At 67.1% G+C, this 17,263-nt stretch carries 15 protein-coding genes; 7 read left to right on the top strand and 8 right to left on the bottom strand.

Annotation, left to right across the window (positions count from 1 at the left end):
* Positions 1–14 precede the first annotated feature (14 nt).
* The 3 genes from cobD (at position 15) to CE453_RS26965 (ending at position 3,410) form a co-directional block, all read left to right on the top strand.
* Complete coding sequence (gene cobD, locus CE453_RS26975) at positions 15–1,022, top strand: threonine-phosphate decarboxylase CobD (RefSeq protein ID WP_089177400.1); 1,008 nt, start codon at positions 15–17, stop codon at positions 1,020–1,022.
* Positions 1,023–1,106: 84 nt separating this feature from the next.
* Positions 1,107–2,078 carry a D-2-hydroxyacid dehydrogenase gene (locus CE453_RS26970; RefSeq protein ID WP_089178169.1) on the top strand — a complete coding sequence of 324 codons (972 nt, stop codon included), beginning with the start codon at positions 1,107–1,109 and terminating at the stop codon, positions 2,076–2,078.
* Positions 2,079–2,195: 117 nt separating this feature from the next.
* Positions 2,196–3,410 carry an MFS transporter gene (locus CE453_RS26965; protein WP_089177399.1) on the top strand — a complete coding sequence of 405 codons (1,215 nt, stop codon included), beginning with the start codon at positions 2,196–2,198 and terminating at the stop codon, positions 3,408–3,410.
* Positions 3,411–3,419: 9 nt separating this feature from the next.
* Here CE453_RS26965 and CE453_RS26960 read toward each other — a convergent pair whose 3' ends face one another.
* Entirely contained in the window at positions 3,420–3,947 is a 528-nt protein-coding gene (locus CE453_RS26960) for a hypothetical protein (protein ID WP_157733219.1), read from the bottom strand.
* A 73-nt stretch (positions 3,948–4,020) separates the two neighbouring features.
* The gene (locus CE453_RS26955; RefSeq protein ID WP_089177397.1) at positions 4,021–5,664 is read right to left on the bottom strand and encodes a GMC family oxidoreductase; all 1,644 of its coding nucleotides are present in this window, start codon (positions 5,662–5,664) and stop codon (positions 4,021–4,023) included.
* A 240-nt stretch (positions 5,665–5,904) separates the two neighbouring features.
* On the opposite strand from CE453_RS26955, the gene CE453_RS26950 reads away from it, so the two are divergent.
* Genes CE453_RS26950 through CE453_RS26940 form a run of 3 tightly spaced genes read left to right on the top strand, consistent with a single transcriptional unit; the run spans position 5,905 to position 10,241 of the window.
* Entirely contained in the window at positions 5,905–7,293 is a 1,389-nt protein-coding gene (locus CE453_RS26950; protein ID WP_089177396.1) for an ethanolamine ammonia-lyase subunit EutB, read from the top strand.
* Positions 7,290–8,159 (top strand): ethanolamine ammonia-lyase subunit EutC, encoded by an 870-nt coding sequence (gene eutC / locus CE453_RS26945; RefSeq protein ID WP_089177395.1) that lies wholly within the window; start codon positions 7,290–7,292, stop codon positions 8,157–8,159. Before CE453_RS26950 ends, eutC begins: the two co-directional genes overlap by 4 nt.
* A 42-nt stretch (positions 8,160–8,201) precedes the next feature.
* Entirely contained in the window at positions 8,202–10,241 is a 2,040-nt protein-coding gene (locus tag CE453_RS26940) for an NAD(+) synthase (RefSeq protein ID WP_089177394.1), read from the top strand.
* 94 nt (positions 10,242–10,335) lie between these two features.
* Here CE453_RS26940 and CE453_RS26935 read toward each other — a convergent pair whose 3' ends face one another.
* From CE453_RS26935 to CE453_RS26925, 3 genes are read right to left on the bottom strand one after another with little or no spacing between them, the layout of a single operon-like run.
* Positions 10,336–10,641: a DUF1634 domain-containing protein gene (locus CE453_RS26935; protein WP_089177393.1), complete on the bottom strand. Its 306-nt coding sequence runs from the start codon at positions 10,639–10,641 to the stop codon at positions 10,336–10,338.
* A gap of 13 nt (positions 10,642–10,654) precedes the next feature.
* Entirely contained in the window at positions 10,655–11,503 is an 849-nt protein-coding gene (locus CE453_RS26930; RefSeq protein WP_089177392.1) for a sulfite exporter TauE/SafE family protein, read from the bottom strand.
* Positions 11,504–11,514: 11 nt separating this feature from the next.
* Positions 11,515–12,261 (bottom strand): GntR family transcriptional regulator, encoded by a 747-nt coding sequence (locus CE453_RS26925; protein WP_089177391.1) that lies wholly within the window; start codon positions 12,259–12,261, stop codon positions 11,515–11,517.
* Between the two features lie 375 nt (positions 12,262–12,636).
* Here CE453_RS26925 and CE453_RS26920 point away from each other — a divergent pair, with 375 nt between their 5' ends.
* Positions 12,637–13,332 carry a L,D-transpeptidase family protein gene (locus tag CE453_RS26920; protein WP_089177390.1) on the top strand — a complete coding sequence of 232 codons (696 nt, stop codon included), beginning with the start codon at positions 12,637–12,639 and terminating at the stop codon, positions 13,330–13,332.
* A gap of 97 nt (positions 13,333–13,429) precedes the next feature.
* On the opposite strand, the gene CE453_RS26915 is transcribed toward CE453_RS26920, so the two are convergent.
* The 3 genes from CE453_RS26915 to CE453_RS26905 are packed head-to-tail and all read right to left on the bottom strand — an operon-like array spanning position 13,430 to position 17,165.
* Complete coding sequence (locus CE453_RS26915; protein WP_089177389.1) at positions 13,430–15,280, bottom strand: ABC transporter ATP-binding protein; 1,851 nt, start codon at positions 15,278–15,280, stop codon at positions 13,430–13,432.
* A gap of 18 nt (positions 15,281–15,298) precedes the next feature.
* Complete coding sequence (locus CE453_RS26910; RefSeq protein WP_089177388.1) at positions 15,299–16,240, bottom strand: ABC transporter permease; 942 nt, start codon at positions 16,238–16,240, stop codon at positions 15,299–15,301.
* A complete protein-coding gene (locus tag CE453_RS26905; protein WP_089177387.1) occupies positions 16,206–17,165 on the bottom strand; it encodes an ABC transporter permease in 960 nt (319 codons plus the stop codon). The genes CE453_RS26910 and CE453_RS26905 overlap by 35 nt, the downstream gene beginning before the upstream one ends.
* Between the last annotated feature and the right edge of the window lie 98 nt (positions 17,166–17,263).

Here is a 17,263-nt window from a genome sequence, read left to right as displayed (position 1 = left end):
TGGGAGCTGGAGACTTGGCTGAGGACGGTATCTGGCATGGCGGCGATCTCGCCACGGCCCGCGCGCTCTTTCCGGAGGCGCCGCAGCCCTGGCTCGATCTCTCCACCGGGATCAATCCGATCCCCTATCCGCTTCCGGCGCTGCCGTTAAGCCTCTGGACGCGCCTGCCCGGTGCCGATGACGAGGCCGCGCTGCTGGCCGCCGCCCGCGATGCCTATCGCGTGCCCCATCGAGCCGGCCTCGTCGCGGCTCCCGGCACGCAGATCCTGATCGAATTGCTGCCGCGCCTGGCGCCGGCCGGTCCGGTAGCCATCCTTGGCCCGACTTATGCCGAGCACGGCCATGCCTGGCGTAAGGCAGGCTTCGTCGTCAGCGAGGCGGCCATGCCGGGCGACGCCGCGACCATCGTCCTGGTCAATCCCAATAATCCCGACGGGCGCGTGCTCTCCCGGGGCGAGCTTGCGGAACTGGCCGCGCGCTGTGTTGCTCGCGGCGGCCTGCTCGTCGTCGACGAGGCCTTTGCCGATTTCACGCCCGAGACCAGCATCGTGCCGGATCTCCCGGCAGGAGCGGTCGTGCTGCGCTCCTTCGGCAAGACCTATGGGCTGGCGGGCCTGCGCCTCGGCTTCGCCATCGGGGCGCCTGATCCGATGGCGCGGCTCAAGGCGGCGCTCGGCCCGTGGTCGGTCGCCGGGCCGGCGCTTCATGTCGGTGCGCAGGCGCTGGCCGATTCCGGCTGGCTTGCGCGGGCGGGCGAGGAGCGTGCCCGCGACGCTGCTCGCCTTGATGCCTTGCTGGCACCCCATGGCCGTATCGTCGGCGGCACGAGCCTGTTCCGTCTGCTCGAGACCTCGGCGGCTGCGGCGCTTTTTGCTCGTCTCGGTCGCCACGGCATCTATGTTCGCCGCTTCCAGAATGCGCCGGACCGTCTGCGCTTCGGCCTGCCAGGCGACGCGGCCGGCTGGGCGCGCCTGCAGGTGGCGCTCACCGGAGATGCGCCGGAGGCATCGCCGTCAGCGTGAAGCTTGCATGCGGTGAGCGCGGGGACAGGAACCGGTGCGCCGTCTAACCTCGCAGAAAATACGGATTCGGGAGGAATGGAAGACATGACTTTCTTGCCAGCGGAGCGCGAGCTGACGATCGGCTTCGCCCATGCCGCCTATCAGATGCAGGACGAGTTCGCGACGCGGGGGCGGGCGGCAAAGAGCTTCGAGGTGCGCAGCCTGGACGAGCTGCGCGAGCGCGCGCCGGAAGCCGATGTGCTGGTCGTCTCCGGCCTGTGGCGCAACGATCTGCTGCCCCGCTTGCCGAAGCTGCGCTTCATTCAGTCGATCAGCGCCGGCACCGACCAGTTCGACAAGGCGGCGCTGGCGCAGGCCGGTGTCAGGTTGGCGAGCGCCCAGGGCGGCAATGAGCGGGCGGTGGCCGAGCATGCGATGTCGCTGATCCTCGCGCTGGCCCGCCAGCTTCATTTCGGCCGCGACAACCAGACCGCCCGGCATTGGCGCCCGATGATCGGCGATCGCGCCCGGCGCGAGGACGAACTCGGCGGCAAGACGCTGGTCATCGTCGGCCTCGGCCGCATCGGGTTGAGGCTGGCGAAGCTGGCCTCCGCCTTCGACATGCACGTCATCGGCGTGCGCCGCAATCCGGAGGCGCATCCGCATGTCCAGGAGATCGTCAGGCCGGACCGCCTCGCCGAGGTCGTGGCGCAGGCCGATTTCGTCGCCCTGACCTGCCCGCTCACCCCGGAGACTGAAGGGCTGATCGATGCCCGCATCCTCGGCGCGATGAAGCCTTCCGCCTATCTGGTCAATGTCGCGCGCGGCAAGGTCGTCGACGAGGAGGCGCTGCTCGGTGCGCTGGCTGGCGGCGGGATCGCCGGCGCCGGGCTCGACTGCTTCCATGACGAGCCGCTGCCCTCGGCTTCGCCATTCTGGCGGATGCCTCAGGTGATCGTCACGCCGCACAGCGCCGGCGAGACGCGGCTCTACGAAAGCAATGTCGTCGATATCCTCCTCGACAACCTCGACCGGTTGGCGCGCGGCGACACCGACCTCCGGAACGGGCTCGTCTAGGGTCGTTTCGCAATTCCCTGAATCGCGAAGCGACACTAGGCTCTTGTTTTATCGCATTTTCTTCACGCGAACCGGTCTCCGCTTCGCTCGAAAATGCTCTAGAAGAGGCCGACAGGCGTGCCTTCTCCCCATCTGTTCCGGCCGGGCGGACCGCTGCTGATCCCGGCGCTCGGCGTGACGCAGATCTTCGGCTATGGCGCCCTCTATTATGCCTTCACCGTGCTGGCGCCACGCATCACGACCGAGTTCGGCTGGGCGCCGGAATGGACTTTTGGCGGCTTTGCCGTCGGGCTGTTGCTCGGCGGCGCTGTCGCACCCGTCACGGGCGGCCTGATCGACCGCTATGGCACGCGGCTGGTGATGACGCTGGGCTCGGCGCTGGCGGGCCTGTCGCTGCTGGCGCTGGCCGAGGCGCGCGGCCTCGCCAGCTACATCGCGGCGATGGTGGCGCTGCAAGCGGTGACGACCGCCGTGTTCTACGATGCGGCCTTCGCGGCGCTGACGCAGGCGCGGGGCAGCCAGGCCCGGCGCGCCATCAGCCAGCTCACTCTGATCGGCGGCTTCGCCTCGACCCTGTTCTGGCCCCTGACCAGCGCCTTGCTCGGCCTGCTCGACTGGCGCGGGGTCTACCGGCTTTACGGCCTGTCGCAGCTTCTCGTCTGCGTGCCGCTGCACCTCGCCTTCCTGCCGGGGCGCGTGCGTCGGCTGGTGGCGTCCGCCGCCGCGCAGGCGGTCGCGGAGCCGCCGCCGGAGGCCGCCTATCTGCAGGGCGCGGAGCGGCGCCGGTCCTTCCTGCTGCTGGCCTTCGCCTTCTCGCTGCAGGGCTTCGTCGTCTCGGCGATGGCCGTGCACATGCTGACGCTGCTGCGGGGCTTCGGCCTCGCCGCCTCCGTCGCCGTCGGCATCGGCGCGATGCTGGGACCCTCGCAGGTCGCGGGACGGCTGGTCGAGATGCTGTTCGGCCGCGCCGTGCCGCCGGTCACGACGGCCTGGGTCTCCGCCTGCCTGATGCCGATCGGCCTGCTGCTCCTGCTGGCGGGTGGGGGGCTGCCGGTCGTTGCCGGCGCCTTCGCCGTCGCCTTCGGCATCAGCATGGGGTTGAGCTCGATCGTGCGCGGCACGGTGCCGCTGCAGCTCTTCGGCCCCGTCGGCTTCGGCGCGATGATGGGCCGGCTCTCAGCACCCGGCCTCGTGATCAAGGCGGCGGCGCCGCTGGTCTTCGCCGTTTCGCTGGAGCGCGGCGGCGTCGTGCTCTCGACGCTGGTGCTGGTCGGGTTTTCGGCGCTGGCGGCCGCGGCGCTCTTCGTGCTCGCCCGCAGTCGGCCCGCCTGAGGCCGGGCTTCAGGCCAGCATGGTGCGCCACCAGCGCCGCGCCGCATCGCGCGTCCGCATCGCGAAGCCATAGGCCGATGTCGCCCTGACCCAGCCGAGCACCCGGTCGCGCACGCGCACCACCTGCCCCATGATCCAGGCGAACCAGCGGTAGGTCAGGAGCTTCTCGCGCCCGGCATGATAGATGCGCTCCACGAAGACGAAGCTCATCAGATGCGCGAAGGCCGTCACCACGAGCCCGGCCCAGAACCGCCCATCCGCGAACAGCAGGAGGCCGACAAGCTTCAGTGGTTCGGCGATGGCGAAGGGGACGGCCAGCGCCAGCAGGACGAGCGGCCGCGGCAAGCGGGCGACCGTCTCCTCCAGCCTGCGCATGATGCGCAAGCCGGCGAGCCTGCGGATCAGCGGGCGGTAGAGCGGCCGCAGCAACTCGTCGAGGACGATGAAGACGGTGAGGACGGCGCGCAGCGTCGCAAGCAGACCGCGAATGAGCGGGCCGCGCTCCGGGGCGGGCGGGGGCGGAAAGGGGTCAGACATCGCAGAGCGATACATAGGTCCGGATTTGTGGCGTTTCAAAGCCGGCCATGTAGCGCAGCGACGAGCTGGCTGCTCAGGCTCGCGCGTCTTCCAGGAGCATCGCCACGCCCTTCTCCGCGATCATCATCGTCGGATTGGCGGTGTTTCCGGAGGTGATGGTCGGCATCACGGAGGCATCGATGACGCGAAGCCCGCTGACGCCGCGAACCCTCAACCGCCCGTCGAGCACGGCGCGCGGGTCGTCGTCGCGGCCCATCTTCGCGGTGCCGACGGGGTGGAAGATCGTGGTGCCGAGCTTGCCTGCAGCCTCCAGCATCTGGGCATCCGATTGGGTGGCCTCGCCCGGCAGATATTCCTCGGGCCGGTAGCGGGCGAGCGGCGCCTGCGCCACGATCCGCCGCGTCAGTTTCAGTGCATCGACCGCGACCTGCCGGTCGGCGTCGGTGTCGAGATAGTTCGGCGCGATCACCGGCGTGTCGTAGGGGTCGGAAGAGCGCAGATGGATGCTGCCCCGGCTGGTCGGCCGCAAATTGCAGACGCTGGCGGTGAAGGCATCGAAGGGGTGCAGCCCCGATCCCCAGCTATCCAGGGAGAGTGGCTGGAAATGATATTGCAGGTTCGCTGTCGCATAGTCCGGCGAGGATTTGGCGAAGGCGCCGACCTGCGAGGGCGCCATGGTCAGGGGGCCGGTTCGCAATGCTGCCCATTCCAGCGCCATCAAGGGCCGGCGCCAGAGCTTGGCGTAGTCGCTGTTCAGCGTCCTGATGCCGTGGACCTTGTAGACCGGCCGGATCTGCAGATGGTCCTGCAGGTTCTCGCCGACGCCGGGCGCATCCACCAGCGTCTCGATGCCGAGGTCTTGCAGGCGCGCCCCACCGCCGATGCCCGAGCGCTCGAGCAGCAGCGGCGAGGCGACGGCGCCGGCCGACAGCACGACCTCGCCGCGGATCTCGACCCTCAGCTTTTCGGTGCCATGGGTGAACTCGACGGCCTTCGCCCGGCCGTGCTCGAAGACGATGCGCTCGACATGGACGCGCGTCTCGAGCCGGAGATTGTCGCGCTTGTCGACGACCGGCTTGATGAAGGCGTTGAAGGCCGAGAGGCGTCGGCCGCGCCGCTGGTTCACCTGGAAATAGGAGGAGCCGGTGTTGTCGCCGGTGTTGAAGTCCGGGATCTTGGCAATGCCGGCGGCTTCGGCCGCATCGCGGATGGCGTCGAGGATGGCCCAGCGCACGCGCGGATGCTCGACGCGCCATTCCCCGCCGGCCCTGTGCAGGCCACCGGGCGGCGGCGCGATATGGTCCTCGTGCTTGAGGAAATAGGGCAGAACGTCGTCCCAGCCCCAGCCGGTGAGGCCGAGCTGGCGCCAGCCGTCATAGTCGGCCGCCTGGCCGCGCATATAGACCATGGCGTTGATCGCCGAGGAGCCGCCGACGACCTTGCCGCGCGGATAGGCCAGCGCCCGGCCGCCGAGCCCGGCCTGCGGCTCGGTCTGGAACATCCAGTCGGCGCGCGGATTGCCGATGGCGAAGAGATAACCGACCGGGATGTGGAACCAGATCCAGTCGTCCTTGCCGCCGGCCTCCAGCAGCAGGACCTTGGTGTCGGGATCGGCCGAGAGCCGGTTGGCGACGACGCTGCCGGCCGAGCCCGCACCGATGACGACATAGTCGAAGGTGCCGATCAGGCGGCGGTCGGCGGTCTGGGCGTTGGGCATGGCGTTTCCCGTTTTGCGGCGGGCTGATCCCGTTCTGTCTGCCTTTCGAGCGATAATGCCCATGGCGCGGCACGGCAATGCGTCGAAAGCCCCAAGGGCGATGTGCGCGGAAACAGGGCGGCGTGCACGAAAACGCGTGCGCGGGCGGGGTGGAGCCATGGGCTTCGGCCCGATGCTTGCCTGTGGACGTCGGTGGGGGTCAAATCGCGGTGGCGCTATCCCGCTCAGGAGGTCCGGCCCATGGTGTATCGCGTCGCGCTCGGCCGACAGACCTATGCCTTCGACGACCTCAGGGCGTTGCTGGCGAAGGCGACGCCGCTGCGCTCGGGCGATCAGCTCGCCGGGCTGGCCGCCGCCAGCATGGAGGAGATGATGGCGGCGCGGATAGCGCTCGCCGACCTGCCCCTGCGCACCTTCCTGCACGAGGCGCTGATCCCCTATGAGGAGGACGAGGTCACGCGCCTCATCGTCGATGGGCACGATGCGACCGCCTTCGCGCCCGTCGCCTCGCTGACCGTGGGGGAGTTTCGCGACTGGCTCTGCGCCGACACCACGACGACCGAAACGCTGGCGAAATTGTCGCCGGGCATCACGCCGGAGATGGCGGCGGCGGTGTCCAAGCTGATGCGCAACCAGGATTTGATCCTGGTCGCGCGCAAATGCCGGGTCGTGACGCGGTTTCGTGACACGCTCGGCCTGCCCGGACGGCTCGCCGTGCGCATCCAGCCTAACCACCCGACCGACGATGTCGCCGGCATTCTCGCCTCGACCATCGACGGGCTGTCCTATGGCTGCGGCGATGCGGTGATCGGGATCAACCCGGCCTCCGACAGCCTGGGGCGCATCGGCGATCTGCTGCGCCTTCTCGACGAAATGATCGCCCGCTTCGCGATTCCGACGCAGGGCTGCATCCTGACCCATGTCACCTCCTCGATCGCGCTGATCGAGCAGGGTGCCCCGGTCGATCTCGTCTTCCAGTCCGTCGCGGGCACGCAGGCAGCCAACGCCTCCTTCGGCGTCACGCTCGCGCTGCTGCAGGAAGGGCTGGAAGCCGGCCGCTCGCTGAAGCGCGGCACGGTCGGCGACAACGTCATGTATTTCGAGACGGGGCAGGGTTCGGCCCTCTCGGCCAACGCCCATCATGGGGTCGACCAGCAGACGCTCGAGGCGAGGGCCTATGCCGTCTGCCGTGCCTACGAGCCCTTGCTGGTCAACACGGTCGTCGGCTTCATCGGCCCGGAATACCTCTATGATGGCAAGCAGATCATCCGGGCCGGGCTGGAGGATCATTTCTGCGGCAAGCTGCTGGGCGTGCCGATGGGCTGCGACATCTGCTACACCAACCATGCCGAGGCGGACCAGGACGACATGGATACCTTGCTGACACTGCTTGGCACGGCGGGCGTCAACTTCATCATGGGCGTTCCGGGCTCCGACGATGTGATGCTGAACTACCAGTCCACCTCCTTTCACGACCAGCTCTACATTCGCGAGGTGCTCGGCCTGAAGCGGGCGCCGGAATTCGAGGACTGGCTGCGGCGCATGGACATCGTCGATGCGGCCGGGCGATTGAGCGCGGGCCAGGGCGGGCAGGCCCTGCTGGCCGCCATTCGGGGGCGGGCCGCGTGAGTGGAGGTGGCGCAGGCGACGACCGCAGGGCCGTTTCGCCGGCCGGACGTTTCGCCGAGCTCGCGCGGCTGACGCCGGCCCGCATCGCGCTCGGCCGCGCCGGTGCATCGCTGCCGACGCGCGAAGTGCTGCGTTTCGGCCTCGCCCATGCCCAGGCGCGCGATGCCGTGCACACGCCGTTCCAGCCGGCCGGGATCGTGGCGGGGCTCGCGGCGCTGGAGCTGGAGACGGTGCTCGTCGAGAGCGCGGCCCGCTCGCGAGCCAACTATCTGCGACGCCCGGATCTCGGACGAAGCCTGTCGCCGGAGAGCCTGTCCGTGCTGAAGACGGCCCGGGGCCGCGCCGATCTCGCCATCGTGGTCGCCGACGGGCTGTCCTCCACCGCGGTGCACCAGAACGCCGTGGCCCTGATCGCGGCGCTGCTGCCTTTCCTGCAGCGCCAGGGACTGGCCTTGGCGCCGATCGTGATCGCGGCCCAGGCCCGCGTCGCGCTCGGAGACGAGATTGCGCAGGCTCTGGGCGCACGCGTCGTCGCCGTGCTGATCGGGGAGCGCCCCGGCCTCTCTTCCCCGGATTCGCTGGGGGCCTACCTGACGTTCGGCCCACGGCCGGGGCTGGCCGATGCGTCGCGCAACTGCATTTCGAACATCCGTCCGGGCGGGCTCGATGCCGCGGCGGCCGCGTTCAAACTCGCCTGGCTGATCGATCAAGCGATCAGCCGCTCGCTGACGGGCGTGGCATTGAAGGATGAGAGCGAGGCCGCATTCGAGGTCCCGGCTGCCGCCAGGACCGCTGTGACGGCCGGCCCGGCCTCCGGAGACGGATCGGACGATCCCCTTGCCCCTGCCACCCCGCTTGCGCGATAAGCGGCAGGCCTTGGCCGTCCGCCTCGGCACAACGGGATCGCCATGAGCTTCCGCAACATCTACGCCCAGGGCCTCGTCCGCATTGCCTGCGCCGCGCCACGGCTGAAGGTGGCCGATCCTGCCTTCAACCTGGCAGAGACCGTCGCGTTGCTGCGCCGGGCGGATGAGGGCGGCGCCGCGCTCTGCCTCTTTCCCGAGCTCGGCCTCAGCGCCTACGCCATCGACGACCTGCTGCAGCAGAACGCGCTGCTCGATGCGGTGCGCGATGCGCTCGCTCGTCTCGTCGAGGAGACCCGCACGCTCAGCTGCATCGCCGTCGTCGGTGCGCCGCTCAGGGTCGATGGGCGATTGTTCAACTGCGCCGTCGCCGTCCATCGCGGCCGCATCCTCGCCGCGGTGCCAAAAACCTATCTGCCGAACTACCGCGAATTCTACGAGCGCCGCCAGTTCGCCTCGGGCGAGCGCGCCGGCGCGCTCTATATCGAGCTCTGCGGGCAGGAAGTGCCTTTCGGCACGGACATCCTGCTGGCGGCGACCGATATCCCGGATCTCACCGTCCATATGGAGATCTGCGAGGATGTCTGGACGCCGATCCCGCCTTCCTCCTATGCCGCGCTCGCCGGCGCGACGCTGCTGCTGAACCTCTCCGCCAGTAATGTCACTATCGGCAAGTCGGAATGGCGCCACGCTCTTTGCAAGGCCCATTCAGGGCGCTGCATCGCGGCCTATGCCTATTCGGCCGCGGGCACGGGCGAATCGACCACGGACCTCGCCTGGGACGGGCAGGCGATGATCTACGAGAACGGCGCACTCCTGGCCGAAGCCGAACGTTTCGCCGCCGAGCCGCAGCTCATCCTCGCCGATATCGACCTCGAGCGGCTGGCGATGGACCGCATCCGCCAGAACACCTTTGGCGACAGCATCGACATGCATCGCGACAGGCTGAATTTCCGCCGCGTCGAGTTCGCGCTCGATCCGGATCGCCAGAGCGATCTCGGGCTGGCGCGCGCGGTCGAGCGCTTCCCCTTCGTGCCGAGCGACGATGCCAGGCTGAACGAGCTCTGCTTCGAGGCCTACAACATCCAGTCGCACGGCCTGCGCAAGCGGCTGGAAAGCACGCGCATCGACAAGGTGGTGATCGGCGTCTCGGGGGGCCTCGATTCGACGCAGGCGCTGATCGTCGCGGCCCATACCTTCGATGCGCTGGGCCTGCCGCGCGAAAACATCCTCGCCTATACGCTGCCGGCCTTCGCCACCAGCAAGGACACCAAGGACAATGCCTGGCGGCTGATGCGGGCACTCGGCGTCAGCGCCGAGGAAATCGACATGACGCCGGCCTGCCGGCAGATGCTGGTCGATATCGGCCACCCCTTCGCGAAGGGCGAGCCCGTCTACGATATTACTTTTGAAAACGTGCAGGCCGGCGCGCGCACCTCCGTGCTCTTCCGCCTGGCCAACCGGCACAATGCGCTGGTGATGGGCACCGGCGATCTCTCGGAGCTGGCGCTCGGCTGGTGCACCTATGGCGTCGGCGACCACATGTCGCATTACAACGTCAACGGCTCGGTGCCGAAGACGCTGATCCAGCACCTGATCCGCTGGGTCGCCCAGTCCAATCGCTTCGGTGCGGAAGCCTCGGCCGTGATGCTCGACATCCTCGCCACCGAGATCTCGCCCGAACTGGTGCCGGGCGAGGGCGACAAGCCGGCGCAGAAGACCGAGGATTTCGTCGGCCCCTATGCGCTGCAGGACTTCAACCTGTTCTACACGACGCGCTACGGATTCCGCCCGAGCAAGATCGCCTTCCTGTCGGAGCACGCCTGGAGCGACGCCGCGAAGGGCGCATGGCCGCCGAACATCGAGGCCGACAAGCGCGTCGCCTACGACCTGCCCACCATCAAGCGCTGGCTCGGCGTCTTCATCCGCCGCTTCTTCGAGACCAGCCAGTTCAAGCGTTCGGCCGTGCCGAATGGGCCGAAGGTCTCCTCCGGCGGCTCGCTCTCGCCGCGCGGCGACTGGCGGGCGCCGAGCGATGCTTCGGCCGCGCCCTGGCTCAAGGATTGGGAGCGGATTCCCGGCTGAGCGGAGAAAGAGCGCTGGCATTGCAGCTGAAATAGCGAAGTTCGCTCTATTCGTTTGCCGATCCGCTCCGTCGCCCCGGATGCGATGGCTTATGTCATATGCCCGCTAGAAATCCCGCCCCGATAATTGCCAAGACCAGGGCTGAAATCGCCACATAGGCCGCATCCCGAGCCCGTGCGAATTGAATGAGCATGAGAGCTACGCGCGCGATCGGCAGAAGGATGAACAGGGCGACGCCGGCGTTCATCAGGCTGCTTCCGCTCAGGTCAAAAGGGAGGGGATGCAGCCCTTGAACGACCAGCCCGGCCGCGATGACGAATGAGGCTAACCCCGTGCCGTAGTGCAGCAACGCCGCAATAGCGCGCTCCTGGCGTTTGGCTGTGCTTTGGCATTCGCCCATTTTGTTATCCAGGTCATGGTTTGAGCGCGCCGAAGCCGCTCATCGCCATTGCGACGGCGAGCAGCACAAGCACGATCACGAAGAAGATGCGGAGCTTGTCGCCAGACAGGCCCATCAGCAAGCGCGCGCCCGCAAGGGCTCCCACGACGGAGCCGAGTGCGACTGGGCCGGCGACGGCGGTGCTGATGTCACCGCGCACGAAATAGGCGCCGGCACTCGCAGCGGCCGTGACCCCGATCATGAAGTTCGATGTTGCCGAGGAAATCTTGATCGGAAGCCGCAGCGCGATATCCATCGCCGGGATTTTCAGCACGCCGCTCCCGATCCCCAACAGAGCCGAGACCAGTCCCGCCCCATACATCAGCGACAAGCCAAGCGGTACCGAGCCGACATGATAGGGCGCTCCGGCACCCCCCGCCTGGTCTGGAACGGTGGAATGCAGGCGCAGCAGCGTCGCCCAACTTCGGGAAGCGGGCGCTGTTGCTCGTGCCACCTCGCGGCGGCGCGCGAGCATTTGCGGTGCGGATATGGTCAGGATGGCCGCAAACAGAAAATAGAGATAGGGAGTGGGAATAATCCCGATCAAGAAAACGCCCGTGAGGGCGCCCAGCGTCGTCGCCGTTTCCAGCACGATGGCCAACCTTATATTGGTCAAACGCTTTTTCAGAAGCGGCGCGGCACTCCCGCAGGAGCAAGCGATCACCGATACCAAGCTCGCAGCGATGGCCGCGTGGATATCGATGCCGAAAACGAAGGTCATGATCGGAACGATAAAAATCCCGCTCGCCATGCCCAACACGCCGCCGAGTGCGCTTGCGCCGAAGGCCGCAACGAATAGCCACAAAGCGTCGATCGTCACCATTGCGAGCGCGCCTATCTTGGGGCCTGCCTTGGCCGGCGCGACAATCGTGTGGTGAACTTGATGAGGTCGCCCCGATAATAGAGCTTTTCGTAATCGATCGGCGTCGGGCCCTCGCAATAGGACGTCCGTTCGATCAGGAATATCGGGCTTCCGGACGCAATTTCCAGCGCTTGGGCAACGCGCTCGTCCGCGGTGATAGCCTCTAGCTGATATTCCGCTTCGACGAGTGGCAGGCCATACTTGTTTTCGAGCAAAGAAAAGATCGGTTCTGCTTCCAGATCGTTGCTTACGATCTTCTCGCCAATGTCCAAGGGCAAATAGGTTTCGTCGAAGGACATGGCGACGCCATCGGCCAAACGCACCCGCTCGATGCGATAGACCTGCGTCCCAACGGCGACGCCCAGATGTGCCGCAACCGTATCGCTGGCTGGCACGGGCCGCTTGTCCAGCAGCCTTGCGGTCGGATTTCGACCCAAGGCGATCATGTCCTCCACAAACCCGCTCAATTCGGTCAGGTCTTGTCGAATTTTCGGCTCGGTAACGAACGTGCCCTTGCCACGACGAATCTCGACCAATCCTCGCGCGACTAGGTTTTCAATAGCCTTGCGAATGGTGATCCGGCTGACGCCGAACCTTTCAATCAAGCGATCTTCCGGCAGGAGTTGGGACCCGCGAGCGAGGGTGCCTTTGACAATTTCAGCGGCCAAGCTGGTCTCGACCTTGGCATAGAGTGGCGCTCGATCCGCTTCCATATTCATGTCAACATCATGATGTCATGACGTGCTGATGTCAAGCGGCGCCGGATGAGGACCTCTATCACCCGTCTCAGGCGCTGGGATGAGCTGACGACACTTCCAGGCATGCCGTCCGCCTCCGCTACGGAACGGCTGGGCGAAACTCGGCGCCTGCCGGCCTCAATGAAGCCGCGATCCGCATGTTTTGGTCGCGGCCAGCGCGAGCCGAGATTGCGGGATCATATGGCGCGGCTGGCTTGGACACGGCAGGCTTCGCCTAGCGGAAGCCCGCGCTTGCCAGCCGGGCCATGTGACGGCAATCTGATTTCCTTAAGGATGTTCAGCGAGTGTTGGCCGGGAGCCCCCTCGTCGGGCAATAGGACACAGGAACTGCCAATCATGAACATGGACGGTAGGATTGCCGATGCCGGCGCGGATTCGCTTCGGCTTCGGTCAGGGTTGATCAGTCGCCGGTCGTTTCTGGTCGGTTCGGCCGTCGGCGTCGGTGCGCTGGGGCTGGCCGGCTGCGCCGGTGACGGCATGAGCTTGGCCGAGGCGCAGAAGCTCTACGGGCCGGTGCCCGATGAGAAATTTCCGATCCCGGCGATCGACGTCAGCAAGGTCGATCCGAAATATTTCCGCCGCACGGTCGCCTATGACAGCAAGGAAGCGCCCGGCACGATCATCGTCGATCCGGCGAACTACTATGTCTACCGTATCGAAGGCGACGGAACCGCGACCCGCTACGGCGCGAATGTCGGTCGCGACGGCTTCCGCTGGAACGGCGACGCCTATGTCGGGCGCAAATCCGAATGGGCGACCTGGACCCCGCCGAAGGAGATGATCAAGCGCCAGCCAGAGGCGGCGAAATATGCCCGCGGCATGCCCGGCGGCCTCGACAACCCGCTCGGCGCCCGCACGCTGCATCTCTATCAGAACGGCAAATATACGCTCTACACGATCTATGCGTCCCTCGACGCGGAATCGATCGGTAACGGCATCACCAGCGGCTGCATCGGCCTGCTCACGCAGGACATGATCCACCTGTACGATCAGACGCCGGTTAAGACCAAGGTGGTCGTGCTGGCGGCCTGAGCCCCACCTGTTCTCGACCTCGTCCGGGACATCCCGACGCCAACAAAAAAGCCCGCGGCCTGCGCCGCGGGCTTGATCGTTTCGGGTTCCGGGAACCTCAGGCGGCGATCGCCGCCGGGTCCTTCTTCTCCCATTCCTCGCCCCAGATCATCACGGCATGGCCGGGCGAGACCTCGCGGTACTGGCGCACCGGCGGCTCGTAGTCCGGCGCACGCACCGGGCTCTTGATCTCGTCGTTGGAAACAGGGCGCTTCTGCAGGCGCCGCGCCGGATCGGCGATCGGCACCGCCGCGAGCAGGCGCTTGGTGTAGGGGTGCTGCGGGTTCTCGAAGATCGCCTCGCGCGGGCCGATCTCGACGATCTCGCCGAGATACATCACCGCGACGCGGTGGCTGACGCGCTCCACCACCGCCATGTCGTGCGAGATGAAGAGATAGCCCAGCCCCATGCGGGCCTGCAGGTCGAGCATCAGGTTGACCACCTGCGCCTTCACCGAGACGTCGAGCGCCGAGACCGCCTCGTCCGCCACGATCAGGCGCGGCTCGACGGCGAGCGCACGCGCGATGCAGACGCGCTGGCGCTGACCGCCCGAGAATTCGTGCGGGAAGCGGTTCGCCATCTCCGGCAGCAGGCCGACGCGCTTCAGCAGGTCGGCGACCTTGTCGCGTGCTTCCGAGCGGCTGGCGAGGTTGTTGATGATCAGCGGCTCGGCGATGGCCGTGCCGACGTTCATGCGCGGGTTGAGCGAGGCGAAGGGGTCCTGGAAGATCATCTGCATGCGCTTGCGCTGCTCGCGCAGGTCATGCTGGTTGAGCTTGAGGACATCGACGCCGTCGAGCAGCACCGAGCCGGCAAGCGGCTCGATCAGACGCATCACCGAGCGGCCGGTGGTCGACTTGCCGCAGCCGGATTCGCCGACCAGGGCCAGCGTCTCGCCGGCCTTCAGGCTGAAGGAGACGTTCTCGACCGCGTGCACCCGGCCGCGGACCGAGGAGAGCAGGCCGCCGCGGATCTCGAAGCGGGTGGTGAGGCCCGAGACCTCGAGCACCGGCCGCTCGGCGGCCTTGACGGTGTCCGGAACCTCGGCGGGCACGTCCGACTCGCCGGTGGCGCGATCGACGACCGGGAAGCGCATCGGGCGCGCCTTGCCGATCATCGAGCCGAGCTTCGGCACGGCCGAGAGCAGCGACTTGGTGTAGGGCTTCTGCGGGTTGCGGAAGATGTCGTCGGTCGAGCCGGTCTCGACCTGCTCGCCATTGTACATCACGACCGTGCGGTCGGCGATCTCGGCGACCACGCCCATGTCGTGGGTGATGAAGAGGACGGACATGCCTTCCTCGTCCTGGAGCTGCTTGATCAGCTCCAGGATCTGCGCCTGGATCGTCACGTCGAGCGCGGTGGTCGGCTCGTCGGCGATCAGCAGCTTCGGCTTGCAGGCCAGCGCCATCGCGATCATCACGCGCTGGCGCATGCCGCCCGAGAAGCGGTGCGGATATTCATGGAAGCGCGACTTCGCCGCCGGGATGCGGACCTTCTCCAGCAGGCGGATCGTCTCGGCCTCGGCCTCCGAGCGCGACAGGCCGCGATGCAGGATCAGCGCTTCCGCGATCTGGAAGCCGATGGTCAGCACCGGGTTCAGCGAGGTCATCGGCTCCTGGAAGATCATCGCGATCTCGTTGCCGCGGATGTGGCGCATCTCGGAGTCCGGCAGGGTCAGCAATTCCTTGCCGTTGAGCTTGATCGAGCCTTCGATCTTGCTCGAGGCCGGCGGGTTGAGCCGCATGATCGAGAGCGCGGTCACGCTCTTGCCGGAGCCGGACTCGCCGACCACCGCCAGCGTCTCCTTCGGCATGATGTCGAAGGAGACGTTGCGGACGACCGACTTCCACTGTCCTTCGACGCGGAAGGAGGTGGAGAGGTTCGAAACGGAGAGGATCGGTGAGGTCATGGCAGGTCCTTCTCTGGATCAGATCACGCGGCGCGGGTCGAGCGCGTCACGCAAGCCGTCGCCGATGAAGTTGATCGACAGCACGGTGAGGAAGATGGCTGCGCCCGGGAACAGGGCCCAGTGCGGGGCGGTGTCGAGCTGGTCCTTGGCGTCGAACAGCAGGCGCCCCCAGGTCGGGATGTCCGGCGGGAAGCCGAGGCCGAGAAAGGAGAGCGTCGACTCGGCGATGATCGCCGAGGAGACCTCGATGGTCGCGGCCACGATGACCGGACCGAGCGCGTTCGGCAGGATGTGGTTGACCATCTGCCGGAGCTTGGTCGCGCCCTGGGCGCGGGCGGCCTCGACGAACTCCTTCTCGCGCAGCGAGAGGAACTGGGCGCGCACCAGTCGCGCCACCGGCATCCAGCGCAGGCCGCCGATGACGACCACGATCAGGACGAAGACGCCGCCCTCGACGCCGAACACCGCCTTGAGCTGTTCGCGGAAGAGATAGATCACCAGCAGCAGCAGCGGCAGCTGCGGCAGCGACAGGAACAGGTCCGTCACCCACATCAGCACCGGGTCGACGACCTTGCGCGACATGCCGGCGAGCGCGCCGACGATGATGCCGACAGTGGTCGCGACGATCATCGCCGCGAGGCCGACGGCGAGCGAGATGCGCCCGCCATACATCATCCGCGCCAGGATGTCCTGACCGAGATCGTCGGTGCCGAAGGGGTGCGCCCAGGACGGCCCCTGCAGCTGCGCCGAGAAGTCGATGTCGTTGATCGCGACCGGCCAGAGCCAGGGGCCGACGACCACGCCGAGGATCAGGAAGCCGAGGATGAAGCTCGACGCCACGGCCAGCCGGTGGCGCTTGAAGCGCCGCCATGTCTCGCGTCCCGGCGAAACCGCGACCGCGTGGGCGGTCGCCGCCACGGCCGGTTCAGCTGAAGGAGATGCGAGGGTCGAGCCAGCCATAAAGGACATCCGCGATGAGATTGAACAGGACCACCAGGCAGGAGAAGACGAACGTCACGGCCATGATCACGGGTGTGTCGTTGGCCAGGATCGCGTCGATCAGCAGGGAGCCGATGCCGGGGACACGAAAGATTTGCTCGGTGACGAGCGCGCCGCCGAAGACGGCGGGCATTTGCAGGGCGACCAGGGTCACCACCGGGATCAGCGCGTTGCGCGTGATGTGGCGCAGCGTGACCTTGCGCTCGCTGAGGCCCTTGGCCCGCGCCGTGGTGACATAGTCGAGCCGGATCACGTCGAGCACCGAGGAGCGTACATAGCGCGTATAGGACGCCGCCTGGAACACGCCGAGCACGGTGATCGGCATGACCGCCTGCCGGAACATCTCCCAGTACCAGCGCCAGCCGGTGGCGGCGATGTCGGACCGGTAGACGAAGGGGAACCAGTCGAGCGTCACCGAGAAGAGCAGGATGAACAGCAGGCCGGTGAAGAAGGTCGGCAGCGAGAAGCCGACGAAGGCCAGCGTGTTCGCGATCTGGTCGAAGATCGAATAGGGCCGCGTCGCGGCATAGATGCCGACCGGCAAGGCGATGCAGAGCGCCAGGATCTGCGAGGAGCCGACGACGAACAGCGTGGTCGGCAGGCGCTGCAGGATGAGCTGGTCGACATTGATGCGGCTGGCGAAGGAGAAGCCCCAGTCGCCCTGCGCCATCGCCGAGAGCCAGCGCAGATAGCGCACCCAGATCGGGTCGTTCAGGCCGAAGCTGGCGCGGATGGCCTCGCGCACCTCGGGGGGCACGTTCGGATTGGTCGCCATTTCCGAGAAGGGATCGCCCGGCGCGAGCGCCAGGATCGTGAACAGGATCACGCTGATGCCGAGCAGGCTTGGAATGGCGATGAGAAGCCGCCGTATCAGATATGTCGCCATGAAATCGTCTCTATATACGCGGGAGCCCGCGGACCGAACACCGGTTGCAGCCGGCTAGCTCACCTGCCCTGTTCGGGCGAGGGGAGCAAGCCGGTGCG

The organism is Bosea sp. AS-1 (assembly GCF_002220095.1).
GTDB lineage: Bacteria > Pseudomonadota > Alphaproteobacteria > Rhizobiales > Beijerinckiaceae > Allobosea.
Note: the sequence above shows the minus strand (reverse complement) of the source record. Positions and strands in the feature narration are given on the sequence as shown.

Bases quoted from the DNA above. Each gene is read 5' to 3' on its own strand.
- CE453_RS26950 (WP_089177396.1), top strand. From the start codon at position 5,905: ATGGTGTATCGCGTCGCGCTCGGCCGACAGACCTATGCCTTCGACGAC.
- CE453_RS26955 (WP_089177397.1), bottom strand. From the start codon at position 5,664: ATGCCCAACGCCCAGACCGCCGACCGCCGCCTGATCGGCACCTTCGAC.
- CE453_RS26910 (WP_089177388.1), bottom strand. From the start codon at position 16,240: ATGGCTGGCTCGACCCTCGCATCTCCTTCAGCTGAACCGGCCGTGGCG.
- CE453_RS26925 (WP_089177391.1), bottom strand. From the start codon at position 12,261: ATGAATATGGAAGCGGATCGAGCGCCACTCTATGCCAAGGTCGAGACC.
- CE453_RS26915 (WP_089177389.1), bottom strand. From the start codon at position 15,280: ATGACCTCACCGATCCTCTCCGTTTCGAACCTCTCCACCTCCTTCCGC.
- CE453_RS26960 (WP_157733219.1), bottom strand. From the start codon at position 3,947: ATGTCTGACCCCTTTCCGCCCCCGCCCGCCCCGGAGCGCGGCCCGCTC.
- CE453_RS26930 (WP_089177392.1), bottom strand. From the start codon at position 11,503: ATGGTGACGATCGACGCTTTGTGGCTATTCGTTGCGGCCTTCGGCGCA.
- CE453_RS26935 (WP_089177393.1), bottom strand. From the start codon at position 10,641: ATGGGCGAATGCCAAAGCACAGCCAAACGCCAGGAGCGCGCTATTGCG.
- CE453_RS26940 (WP_089177394.1), top strand. From the start codon at position 8,202: ATGAGCTTCCGCAACATCTACGCCCAGGGCCTCGTCCGCATTGCCTGC.
- CE453_RS26970 (WP_089178169.1), top strand. From the start codon at position 1,107: ATGACTTTCTTGCCAGCGGAGCGCGAGCTGACGATCGGCTTCGCCCAT.
- CE453_RS26905 (WP_089177387.1), bottom strand. From the start codon at position 17,165: ATGGCGACATATCTGATACGGCGGCTTCTCATCGCCATTCCAAGCCTG.
- CE453_RS26920 (WP_089177390.1), top strand. From the start codon at position 12,637: ATGAACATGGACGGTAGGATTGCCGATGCCGGCGCGGATTCGCTTCGG.